12 protein-coding genes are annotated in these 10,000 nt (G+C 47.1%); 3 read left to right on the forward strand and 9 right to left on the reverse strand.

Annotated features, from left to right (window positions below):
* From LDL40_RS15430 to LDL40_RS15450, 5 genes are all read right to left on the reverse strand, one after another.
* On the reverse strand, positions 1-637 hold a 637-nt coding region (locus tag LDL40_RS15430; protein ID WP_300996330.1), incomplete at its 3' end, for an HIRAN domain-containing protein.
* A complete protein-coding gene (locus tag LDL40_RS15435) occupies positions 634-1,575 on the reverse strand; it encodes a HipA domain-containing protein (RefSeq protein WP_300996331.1) in 942 nt (313 codons plus the stop codon). The genes LDL40_RS15430 and LDL40_RS15435, both read right to left, overlap by 4 nt.
* Complete coding sequence (locus tag LDL40_RS15440; RefSeq protein ID WP_300996333.1) at positions 1,559-1,993, reverse strand: DUF3037 domain-containing protein; 435 nt, start codon at positions 1,991-1,993, stop codon at positions 1,559-1,561. Before LDL40_RS15440 ends, LDL40_RS15435 begins: the two co-directional genes overlap by 17 nt.
* 127 nt (positions 1,994-2,120) lie before the next feature.
* Positions 2,121-2,336 carry a helix-turn-helix transcriptional regulator gene (locus LDL40_RS15445; RefSeq protein ID WP_206099245.1) on the reverse strand — a complete coding sequence of 72 codons (216 nt, stop codon included), beginning with the start codon at positions 2,334-2,336 and terminating at the stop codon, positions 2,121-2,123.
* Positions 2,336-2,827: a hypothetical protein gene (locus LDL40_RS15450; protein ID WP_300996335.1), complete on the reverse strand. Its 492-nt coding sequence runs from the start codon at positions 2,825-2,827 to the stop codon at positions 2,336-2,338. Before LDL40_RS15450 ends, LDL40_RS15445 begins: the two co-directional genes overlap by 1 nt.
* Before the next feature lie 168 nt (positions 2,828-2,995).
* Between LDL40_RS15450 and LDL40_RS15455 the strand changes: the two genes are divergently transcribed.
* The gene (locus LDL40_RS15455) at positions 2,996-3,682 is read left to right on the forward strand and encodes a nucleotidyltransferase domain-containing protein (RefSeq protein ID WP_300996336.1); all 687 of its coding nucleotides are present in this window, start codon (positions 2,996-2,998) and stop codon (positions 3,680-3,682) included.
* Between the two features lie 214 nt (positions 3,683-3,896).
* Positions 3,897-4,073: a hypothetical protein gene (locus LDL40_RS15460; RefSeq protein ID WP_300996338.1), complete on the forward strand. Its 177-nt coding sequence runs from the start codon at positions 3,897-3,899 to the stop codon at positions 4,071-4,073.
* Between the two features lie 78 nt (positions 4,074-4,151).
* On the opposite strand, the gene LDL40_RS15465 is transcribed toward LDL40_RS15460, so the two are convergent.
* Positions 4,152-4,538: a DUF3037 domain-containing protein gene (locus LDL40_RS15465; RefSeq protein ID WP_300996340.1), complete on the reverse strand. Its 387-nt coding sequence runs from the start codon at positions 4,536-4,538 to the stop codon at positions 4,152-4,154.
* Between the two features lie 249 nt (positions 4,539-4,787).
* Positions 4,788-5,171 (reverse strand): MerR family transcriptional regulator, encoded by a 384-nt coding sequence (locus tag LDL40_RS15470; protein ID WP_300996342.1) that lies wholly within the window; start codon positions 5,169-5,171, stop codon positions 4,788-4,790.
* A 404-nt stretch (positions 5,172-5,575) separates the two neighbouring features.
* Between LDL40_RS15470 and LDL40_RS15475 the strand changes: the two genes are divergently transcribed.
* The gene (locus LDL40_RS15475) at positions 5,576-6,799 is read left to right on the forward strand and encodes an NADH:flavin oxidoreductase/NADH oxidase family protein (protein ID WP_300996343.1); all 1,224 of its coding nucleotides are present in this window, start codon (positions 5,576-5,578) and stop codon (positions 6,797-6,799) included.
* A 98-nt stretch (positions 6,800-6,897) separates the two neighbouring features.
* Here LDL40_RS15475 and LDL40_RS15480 read toward each other — a convergent pair whose 3' ends face one another.
* Both LDL40_RS15480 and LDL40_RS15485 read right to left on the reverse strand, forming a co-directional pair.
* Positions 6,898-8,436, reverse strand: a complete 1,539-nt coding sequence (locus LDL40_RS15480; protein WP_300996344.1) for a PKD domain-containing protein — start codon at positions 8,434-8,436, stop codon at positions 6,898-6,900.
* Positions 8,437-8,637: 201 nt separating this feature from the next.
* Positions 8,638-10,000, reverse strand: a 1,363-nt coding sequence (locus LDL40_RS15485; protein WP_300996345.1) for an MATE family efflux transporter, incomplete at its 5' end; no start/stop codon positions are given.

A 10,000-nucleotide genomic window follows, 5' to 3' on the forward strand; every position in this document is an offset into this window, starting at 1 on the left:
TTTTAGCGATGGTTGCGCTGACTTTTGTTGATGGCAATAATTGCCTGAAAAATTTGCAGAATACTTTGTTCACATAACCAATTTTGCCTTGGTCGTGGTAGACGGCAATGGCGTTTTCATCGAATCTGTTTTTCTCTTCAGGTACGAAAGTGACCTGATCTTCCAGTCTGACATATTCCAAGTCCAAGTCTTCTTGATACCTTGTTCCTGCAACTTCCAGCACATATTCAAAGCTGGTTTGGATGTCGCTAAAGTCAGGAAACAAGATAAAGCCATCAGCCGGAGATTTTGCTCCTGTATAACCCAGCAGTGCAAAATCAGAAGCGTTAAACGGGCTAGGCAAACAATGCTGTTGCAAGTAACGGCCAAAATCGCCTCGCGACTTTGGCGGTAATCTACGCAAAAACGGATCAAGTACATTGTTGGTATGTACAGCTACATCCAGGTTAAAAGCAGGATGGCCAAGAAAGCCAGCGTTTTTAGCTAATTCAAAATCTTCCGATGCCGTTTGATAGGTAAAAGTGTACTCATCTGCTTTACGGGCTATTGTGGCTACAAGGTAACGAGCACCACCAGATTTTGGCTGCCATGTGACCAATAAGGTATTGGGTTCAACTATGGTATTCAAAGTTTTCATGATGTCAGAAGCTCACAGATCAATTTATGCCTGCACAATAACAGGCGGGATATCCAATCGAATCGCTGCTTCGATAATGGTATTTCAAGTTCAATTTCGCACAAATACTCTAATTTAGCCAGCATAGTGGCAAAATCAGTTTGCATAACTTGTTGAACAAAAGCTTTGTTTTGTTCTGATTCATTCACAAGCATTCTTACGGACTCGAGGTGGTTGAGTCTGACCTTGGGATCGCCAGCATCTATCCTTAAGTGGTGCGCCCCCTGTTTTATATATTTATCCACTTTTGCATCGTTCCACCTACTAACATTGGCAGGAAACCGTTCATGGCCGAGACTTGTACCATTATCAAACAACGGACTGAGTTTGATGGACGGTTTTTTGTTCGGACTATGAACAATCCCCCAATTTTCCTGATGTCTGTCTGTGTTACCAATAATTGAATCGAACAGAATTAACTCATTTAACCACTGATTCCAGCTTTGTTCTTCTCCTATGAATTTACTAAGAACTCTGCAAATCTTTATCAAATCAAGGAGGTTGTGTTGACTTCCTTTTTGATGATCAAAATCCGGGAAAATCTGTTGAAAGAAGTCAGCGGCATGCACGAAGTTCTGTGTTTGAGGGTCATAAAACCATTCAATTAAAGCCGCACAAACCACCTTTCCTTCAAAATCCAGTGATTTGGCAGGTAAAGCCTTTGGCACATCAAAGCCAAGCTCTGTGCCTATCAAATAGGCGATACATTCCATCCAGAACTGATCCGGATATGCGGGTCGTGAACACTTAAATAAATAGGGCCAGTTAGGTTTTATGGCGGGTATGGTTTCTGCCGGGGACCAAAGCATTTGTTTATCTCTGGCTCCTATCGGGAATATTCCGTGAGTGTCATCGACCAACCAATCGGTGACATCAATCACTTCAATGTGCTGAGACAAACCCTTCTCCTTGAGTTGTTATTTCTGCTAGTCCTTGCACTAACTGTTCGAATAATAACTTCAGTGTCAGCTGTGCATTTTTCTCTGTATAGATTGAGCGTAGCCCAGAATAACGGAGCAACTGTTCACGTGGGCGGATCAATTCCTGAAAGGTAGCCAATAGTTGAGTTGAACTTTGTTGTTCTGCCAACTGTTGAATTCGGGTTAATTCATTAGTGAGCAATGCAACAGCGTTCGGCAATAAGGTGTTATCTAGTTGAGGAAAAAACTGCTGTATCCGCACTGATGGCGCGGCGATAAGCTGAAAATCAAACACACCATTATCGGGCCGACATAACACTATGCCGATATTGGCAAACTCACCTGTCTCAGCAAAAGGCAAAAAGCGCACTATGGCGTATTGGTAGAGAGTTTTCATTGTGAGTTTAGTTACTCTAACGCGGCTCGTTAGCTAAAAATAAGACAGAGTGCTGCGCTGTTCAAGCAGAGAAATTCAGCGTAAACAGTTACTTCATTCATTTTGGTAATTACCAGTAACACCCACCTCAACGAAACCCATCAAAGCTAAAAATCTGCTCTACCGGCACTTCAAAATAACGTGCCATTTGCAACGCTATCACCACAGAAGGCGTAAAACGGCTGGTTTCTACTGTGCTGATGGTTTTACGGGATACACCAATAGCGTCGGCCAGTTGCTGTTGCGACAGCCCTCTGGCGGCGCGCAGCTCTGCAATTCTGTTGTAGAGGGTTTGCTCTTCCATCAGTTGGTTTCCTGCTCTGGTTCTTCTTGTTCATCCAGCACTGTGCGCAAACTCAGATAAAAGCTGATGGACCCGACAAAGATCGTCAGTAATAAAAAGGGCTGAAACGCAAGCCACTGCGGGTCGCCGTTTTTGTTGATTAAGTGGGTTGTGACATAACCCGAAAACGCCACCACTAGAGTTAAGTTGTAGGCCAGCGTCGTAGCGCGCTGAAAGCGGCTGCGTAAATACTCGTCCTGAAAATCACCGCATATCTCGCGGATTTTCCAGCCGTAGGACAGCAGCTTAGGTTGTTTCGTCACTTTGACCAGAAAATAAATCACTGAAAACAGCACGCCATAACTAAAAGCATCACTTACTGCATTTAGTTCAAACCAAAACAAACTGATGTCTCTTAACAATTGAAAGCCTGTCAGCAGCGCAAAAAACAGGGCGCCGAAGATTGACGCTTTGACACAATTTTCCTGATCTTCGATAGTCCATGTAGCCATAATAAGTGTTCCTTTTTTATTAAGTTTAGATACCTTCAGGTATCAATATGAAACCTTAAGGTATCAGTGTCAAGTTTTTTTGATACCTTAAGGTTATATTTTAGTGGTGCAAAAGATCATCAGTATTAGGTTGTGGCTTTTGCCACGGCTACAAGAGCCTGCAGATGTATGTCTATTCTAAAATTGACGAATGAAGCCCAAAAGGCTGCATTCGTAGCTTATTTGGCTTCATTTGGTGCTGCTGTGTCTGCTCTTACGGATTTGCTTTTTACCGGTTACCGGCGTCAGGTGTTGGGTTTGCTGTTGCTAAAACCCGACCAGGCTTGGCATGTGCGTGGAATTGCCCGTTTAACTGATACGCAGCCCGGCACTTTGCATAAAGAGCTAACGAAATTGGCACAGGCTGGCATTTTGAAAAAAACACAGCAAGGGAACCAGCTGTGTTATCAGGCCGATACCAGCTGCGTGGTGTATGAAGAACTCGCCAGTATTCTGCGTAAAACGACTGGTTTGGTTGATGTGTTACGGCAGGCTTTGTTGCCTGTATCCGATCAACTGCAGTGTGCTGCAGTCTTTGGTTCAGTCGCCAGCGGCAAAGCGACGGCCAATAGCGATATCGACCTGCTGTTGGTGGGGGAACTGAGTTTTGTGGATGCAGTGAAGAGCCTGTATCCAGCGCAGCAACAGCTGGGCCGCGAGATCAATCCTAAACTATATTCAGTCGCCGAATGGCAGAAAGCTCTGGCTGAAGGTTCCGGTTTTATCCGTGAACTGTTGGCTAATCCGCTACTGATGATCGCAGGAGACAAGGATAACCTTAGACAATCTGATGGGCATACTGCTGGAACACATTAACCCAGATAAAACAGCTATACAGCGGCTGCTAGAAGCGGCACAACCTAATATTAAAGATGCAGTTGGCTGGACTGAGTAATGAAAACCGCTTTGATGCCGCTTACAAAGCCATTATGCAACTGTCGAATGCAGCGTTGCAGGCTGCTGGATTTCGAACCCTGACCAGTAAAACTGGCCACCATCAAACTACTTTTCATAAAGCATGCTTCAATCTTTGGTTAAGACAGTGGGTATAGACACGGACAGGCTTATTGTTCCGGATGCCTTGCGTAAGCAGCGCAATGTTGCGGATTATTCCGGTGATCTGGTGGAAGATGCTGCTGTTGCGGAATGTATCAAACAGGCAAAAGAGTTGATGGTTTTAACGGAAACTTGGTTGAAGCGGACTTAACAGTGAAATGCGGTAGTTAGTTGTATCTCGTTGTCTTGTTTTACTACTTCACTCTTAACGTACTAATCAAGATACTGATTAAGGCACCAATTGGGATACTAACTGCGCCAGCAGTTCGTCGGGCTTAGCTGCGGTTAAGACGGAGCGCAGGCTGGAGTAGCAAATTAACTCTTCGTTTGGCTGGGTGAGCTGCTGAAAGGCGGCAAAAACCTCTGGCGCTTTTTGCTGTTCTGCCAGCTGTTGCACTTTGATTAACTCTTCAGTTAATGCTCTGATGGTCAGAGGGAACAATGCTTCATTGATTTGTGGAAAAAATCGTGGCACCCGCTCCGCATGTTCAGGAACCAGCTGAAAGGCAAAAATGCTGCCTGCAGGGGCACATAACACTATGCCAATATTGGCAAATTCGCCTGTCTCGGCGAAAGGCAAAAATCGGACTATGGCGTATTGGTAGAGGGTTTTCATTGGGGTGTACTGCCTTGGTAACTTTATGTGCTCTACCTAAAACAGCAGAAATGTGATGCCATGCAAAGTGCTGCTGTTTGTTGTAGGGCATTGATAATGAGAGTTTAGCTTGGGTTCCGACTGCAGAAGCGTATTTTTTGTTTCAGCTGAAGGTCTGAAGAGCCAGCGTCACCTTATGCAGTGAAAGTACTCAGTACAGTGTGAGGTCTGTGCCTGGCGGCAGCAACGCAGATTTACTCTGAGCAACGGTTAGGATGCTGTTTGTTGTGCTGTAACTTCAGCTGTGCTGAGCTGTGACACTAAAAGTTCAATTTGCTGCCTTTGCTCTCTCAGTGACCACATCTGCTGGTCTATCTCTGTCAGCTTTTGTTGCAGCATAGGCAAGAGCAACTGGCAGTCGACCGGGTGCTGGTCGCTGCTGTGATTTTGCCGTTGCACTGAGCGGATTTGTTTCAGGCTAAAGCCCATTTGTTGGGCTTTTAAGATGACTTCCAGCCGGCTTTTGCTGTCTTCGCTGTAATAACGGTAGCCGCTCTGTTCCCTCATTGGACTAATCACCCCTTGTTGTTCCAGAAAGCGTAGTATTGATTCAGAGACATTCAATAATTTGGCGAGCTGACCAATGCGATACATGGTTTTTTCCTTAAGCTGAAAACTATTGCAGGATAAGGTCCGGATTTTGGTATGGCAAGGCTTGACTCTCAACCTAGGTTGAAGCTTTACACTTGCGTTGTACTTGTAGCCACAGCGGCGTTGACTGCACACTCTCGCCCCAGTCACATAGGTCACTATGCTCCCGGGGACTCGATTGTTTGTCGCCTTGCTGCAGCTGCAATTACTTAGCAAGTGCCTTGCGTTGTACTTGAATTCAGACGGCCTTTATTGGCATCGGATTGGGAATTCAGGCGGGCGGGTACAAGACCCGCCCCGTCCATCTGTTCCGCGGTATTTGTGGTATCGGGCTGGTGTAATACGTGCCCCATGAATTGAATTGATGGCGAAACCTAAGCCAGAAAACAGAACCAAGAGGTATAACTATGTTGTTTGAAGCCACAACTTTGCCAAATGGCGTGGTGCTGAAAAACCGGCTGGTGAAAGCCGCTATGGAAGAGAATATGGCCGCTGCCGGGCAAAATCCTTCGGCACAGCTGATTCAGTTGTATCAGCACTGGGCCTTGGGCGGTACTGGATTATTAATTTCCGGCAATGTGATGGTGAGCCGCAAAGCGTTAACAGGGCCAGGTGGTGTAGTGCTGGATGCCAAATCGGATTTAGCTGTATTCAAAAGTTGGGCAGAAGCAGGCCAACAAAAGGGCGCTAAGCTGATTTTGCAGCTGAATCATCCGGGGCGGCAAATGCCGGCGAATCTGGGGCAGCAGGCGATAGCACCTTCGGCTGTGGCTTTAGATTTAGGTCAGTTCTCAAAGATGTTTGCCAGCCCCAGAGCCATGACGCTGGCTGATATCAGCGAATTTAAACAACAATTTTTGCAAAGTAGCCAACTGGCGTTACAGGCAGGTTTTGCCGGAGTGCAAATTCATGCGGCTCATGGTTATTTACTCAGCCAGTTTTTATCGCCGCTGGTGAATCAGCGGCAGGATCAGTACGGTGGTAGTTTAGAAAACCGTGCCCGTTTAGTACTGGAGCTGGTGACTCTGTTGCGTGCTGAATTGCCTGCCAGTTTTATTATCAGCCTGAAGCTGAACTCAGCCGATTTTCAGCGTGGTGGTTTTTCCACAGAGGATGCGAAACAAGTGTTGTTATGGCTCAACCCGCTGGCGCTGGATTTTGTCGAATTGTCCGGCGGCAGCTACGAAGCTCCTGCTATGCAAGGCGACAGTCGCGATGGCTCAACACTGGCGCGTGAGGCTTATTTCCTGGACTTTGCCAAAGAGCTACAGCAAGCCGCACAAATGCCTTTGATGCTGACTGGCGGTATTCAAAGGCTAGAGGTCGCAGAGCAGGTGCTGCATAGTGGTGTCGCTTTAGTGGGCATAGCCACAGCTTTGGCATTGGTGCCCGACTTACCAGAGCGTTGGCAACAAGGTGAAACACTAAGCCCAGCGTTACCGGCTTTTCGTTTTGCCAAAAAGCCACTGCAAGCACTGGCGAAAATGGCTTACACCAGATTGATGCTCAGGCGTTTTGGTCAGGCTTTGCCGTTTTGGTCTATCCGCCGCTGGCCTTTGGCGATGTTGCTGCTGGATCAACTGCGGTTAGCGTTTTTAGCCCGTCGTTATAAAAAACAGATGGGGTTGTAACAACAGCACTTCAAATCACTGCGTCAGTGCAGTTGGAGCCTCGATTGATAAAGCCCGCCTAAGCGCAGTTTTTGGCTGCACTTAGGCAAAGCGTCTGGTTATTTTACTTGCAGCATCAGTTTCAGCGGCGCTGAAGCTTTGCCCTGATTGTCTGTGACGACCAGCATCAGATAGTAATCACCCGCCATAGTGGCACTAAATTCCGTGCTGGCCTGGGTTGGCTGGCTCAAATTAACCTGAGCTCCCTCTGGTGCTTTGTCGACAGTCCAGAGATAGCTCAGCGGACTGCCTTCGAAATCCGTAGCCACAGCCGTTAAGCTGCGCGCTTCACCTACAGCCACTAAAGGTTGAAAGGGTTGTATCGTCACTTCCGGTGCAAAGTTCAGATAGGCTTCAATTTTCAGTCCTCTTGGGAAAGATTTTTTCTCGCCATCTGAGGCTTGCAGCCAAATCACATATTCACCTTCCAGATCCGTAATTAAATCAGTTTCGCTGGCAGTTGCTGCCGACAAGGCGGCCTGACTGGTTCTTGGCTTGATGCCCAGTTTCCATTGGTAGGTCAGCGGGTCACCCTCTGGATCTGTTGCTTTGGATGTCAATCGTACGGTGTCGCCAGGTCTGACTTTTTTAGCGCTGCTACTTACTTCAGTTACAGGCGCTTGGTTGTTGGTCTCCGCAGTTATATTCAGTTGTTTTTGTGCTGATTTTTCTCCATCAGAGACCGTCAGTTGCAACAGATAAGTACCGGCGCTGTCAGTGATAAAGTCTGTATTTACAGCAGTAGGCGCTGACAGATTAAAAACTGAGCCTGTGGGAGCTTGCAGTATTTCCCACAAATAGCTCAGTGGAGCCTTCTCGGGATCCGAGCTTTTGCTCGCAGAAAGCGATAATTTTTCATTGATTTTAATAAAGTTTTTCTCTACTTCAATCATCGCTGTAGGCGAAGCGTTAACTGTTAATGCCGTAACCTTAAGTGTCAGTTGATCAGTCAGAGTTTTCCCCAGACTGTCGGTCAGGGTTAGTTTCAACACATAGTCGCCAGGTAAATCCGGTTGTAGTGTGGTTGTGAGGCCTTTTTGTTGCCCTGGGCTGGTTTGACTGAACTCTGGTTTTTTCTCCAGTTGCCACAGGTACTGCGGCTGCTCAAGTTCCAGCGAGCTGACCACTGCGCTGTAGCTTAGCAATTGGCCCTGTTGCGCTGATGTGACTCCCAGAATTTCAACTGTGATAACAGGAGCCGGGCTGATACTGATACTTTGCTGCGTGCTGTTACTCAGACCTTTACTGTCTGTGACTTTAAGTTCGGCTTTGTAGACACCAGCCTGAGTTGTCGTCACTTCGGTTTTAACTGCTGTGCTGTCAGTTAGCTGTACTGCACTACCGTCAGGGCCCAGCAACTGCCAGTTGTAACTCAGCGTATCTTGTTCCGGATCTGTACTTTCTGAAGCATCCAGTTTCAGTATACCTCCGACATTCTGGTTACTGTGGCTGAGCACAGCCTTAGCAGTAGGTGCAGTATTTACTGGTGTGACCGGGTCTGGCGTTGTTGTTGTATCTGAAGAGCCGCTACCGCAGCCATATAAGAAAAAAGCGCACAATGCTGCAAGAGCCATAAAATGGCTTTTGGAATTTAACATCCTTGTATGTCCTTCTAATGCTTTGTAACAGAGTTTCACATTTGACTTAGCCTGGCTTCCAGGCCAGAGCAGCAGTGTAGATGGAATAAAGTGGCAAATGCAATATGGGTGTTTATTTATTGTAAATATTATGTTTTCGGCTGGCGCCGCAGCATTCAGGCAACCAGCAGGCCAGCGCAAACAAGCTAGCCAACAGAAGTGCTAGGCTGCAGTAACTTTGTTCGCCAGCTTAGTACGTAATTGCCAACGCAATAGCTTGAAGCTCATCAACCCCTGCACTAACACACTGGCGGCAGAACCATACCAGACCATAGCGGGTGAAAAATCACTACGGCTGGATAACCACAAGACTGGCAAAATAAAAGCGAAGATCCGTACTGCTGAACTGGCCAGCGAAGGCCAGGTATTGCCAAGGCCCTGAAAAACACCAGAGCAACTGAATACCAGCACTATGGTTATAAAATTCAGGCTGATGATATGCAGAAACAACTCACCTTCAGCAGCTACTTTGAGATCGTCAGTAAAGGCCAGCATCAGAGGGTGGGCCAGCCACTGGCTCAGTAAAAACAGCGGCAACATGACGAACGCCATTTGTTTCAGTCCAATGTTAAAACACTGCCGAACCCGGTCCGCATGGCCTGCGCCATAGTTCTGGCCAACAATAGCTGGCATAGCAAAAGACAACGCCATAGCGGGCATCATCATAGCCTGAAGAATTCTGTTGCCTATACCAAAGGCGGCTTGCGTGGCTGTGCCAAAATCTTTTATCACCCAATAGACAAAGGCGGTAAAAACAAACATCAGGGCAAATTCGCCGCCCGCTGGTAGACCTATAGCTGTAATTTGACGCCAGACTTTAGCGTCAAAGCGCCATTGTTTTGGTGTTTGCAGCACAGAGTGATCACTTTTCAGAAAGTAGAGCCATAACAAAGCTACACCTACAGCCACAGCTATACTGCTGGCTAAGCCTGCACCAAACACTCCCAAGGCATAGCCTGTGCCCCAGCCGGCGATTAACACTGGCGCCAGAATTATATTGAGCAGCACAGTGACAAGTTGCACCATCATGGCGGGTTTAACGACGCCTACAGCCCGTAGTGCGGCGCCAATAGCGGAAGAAACAAACATCAGTGCCAGACCAGGCAGATAGGCGTGTAAAAACTGTTGTGCCTGCTGTTGTACTTCGGGATCCGCAGTCATGAGCTGCATATAGTTATCGCTAAGTGCAAACCCTAGCGCTAAGGTCAGCACTGCTAAAGCTGCACCCATTAGCATGGCCTGTTGAAATACAACATTGGCATGCTGATGTTCTTTAGCTCCGGTATAGCGGGCGATCAGCGCGACACAACCTACATTCAGCATCTGGGTTAGTGCCATGATCAGCATAGTCAAATTTGTTGCTGCACTGACACCTGCAATTGCAGCAGCGCCCAGATCGGCGACAAAATACAAGTCAACGAATAGATAAAGCGACTGCACAAACATGCCGATCATCATCGGCAATGCCATAGTCCAGATATGGCGTAATAAGGAACCCTGAGTTAAATCTGTCATGTTGTGCTGC

Source organism: Rheinheimera sp. (assembly GCF_020217005.1).
Taxonomy (GTDB): domain Bacteria; phylum Pseudomonadota; class Gammaproteobacteria; order Enterobacterales; family Alteromonadaceae; genus Pararheinheimera.

Coding starts and splice junctions, on each gene's coding strand:
- LDL40_RS15440 (WP_300996333.1), bottom strand. CDS start 1,993: ATGAAAACTCTCTACCAATACGCCATAGTGCGCTTTTTGCCTTTTGCT.
- LDL40_RS15470 (WP_300996342.1), bottom strand. CDS start 5,171: ATGTATCGCATTGGTCAGCTCGCCAAATTATTGAATGTCTCTGAATCA.
- LDL40_RS15455 (WP_300996336.1), top strand. CDS start 2,996: ATGTCTATTCTAAAATTGACGAATGAAGCCCAAAAGGCTGCATTCGTA.
- LDL40_RS15475 (WP_300996343.1), top strand. CDS start 5,576: ATGTTGTTTGAAGCCACAACTTTGCCAAATGGCGTGGTGCTGAAAAAC.
- LDL40_RS15480 (WP_300996344.1), bottom strand. CDS start 8,436: ATGTTAAATTCCAAAAGCCATTTTATGGCTCTTGCAGCATTGTGCGCT.
- LDL40_RS15450 (WP_300996335.1), bottom strand. CDS start 2,827: ATGGCTACATGGACTATCGAAGATCAGGAAAATTGTGTCAAAGCGTCA.
- LDL40_RS15465 (WP_300996340.1), bottom strand. CDS start 4,538: ATGAAAACCCTCTACCAATACGCCATAGTCCGATTTTTGCCTTTCGCC.
- LDL40_RS15445 (WP_206099245.1), bottom strand. CDS start 2,336: ATGGAAGAGCAAACCCTCTACAACAGAATTGCAGAGCTGCGCGCCGCC.